This is a genomic window from Vibrio sp. M260112, assembly GCF_036533775.1.
Taxonomy (GTDB): Bacteria; Pseudomonadota; Gammaproteobacteria; order Enterobacterales; family Vibrionaceae; genus Vibrio.
Map to the genome: position 1 here is coordinate 1 of NZ_JATABH010000192.1, position 530 is coordinate 530.

A 530-nucleotide genomic window follows, 5' to 3' on the forward strand; every position below is an offset into this window, starting at 1 on the left:
CGGAATCGATAACCGCTGAAAGCATCTAAGCGGGAAGCGAGCCCTGAGATGAGTCTTCCCTGACCCCTTGAGGGTCCTAAAGGGTTGTTCGAGACTAGAACGTTGATAGGCAGGGTGTGTAAGTGCTGTGAGGCGTTGAGCTAACCTGTACTAATTGCCCGTGAGGCTTAACCATACAACACCCAAAGGGTTTTGTGGACTCGATGTAAGAACATTGAATGTGTAAGAACTGACAGCTTTCCAGATTAAAGAATTTGCTTGGCGACCATAGCGATTTGGACCCACCTGATTTCCATTCCGAACTCAGAAGTGAAACGAATTAGCGCCGATGGTAGTGTGGGGCTTCCCCATGTGAGAGTAGGACATCGCCAGGCTTTAAATTTAGACTCAAGAGTCTAACCAGTGCGGAGCGGTAGTTCAGTTGGTTAGAATACCGGCCTGTCACGCCGGGGGTCGCGGGTTCGAGTCCCGTCCGCTCCGCCACTTATTCCAGACCCCAGCAGAAATGCTGGGGTCTTTTTGTTTTTATC

At 50.4% G+C, this 530-nt stretch carries 1 tRNA gene and 2 rRNA genes; all 3 read left to right on the forward strand.

Features of this window, described 5'->3' with window-relative positions:
• Positions 1 to 175: ribosomal RNA gene (locus tag QTN95_RS21020) — 23S ribosomal RNA — on the forward strand; the annotation flags it as partial.
• Between the two features lie 82 nt (positions 176 to 257).
• Positions 258 to 374, forward strand: a 5S ribosomal RNA gene (rrf, locus tag QTN95_RS21025).
• Positions 375 to 406: 32 nt separating this feature from the next.
• A tRNA-Asp gene (locus QTN95_RS21030) sits at positions 407 to 483 on the forward strand.
• Positions 484 to 530: the final 47 nt, after the last annotated feature.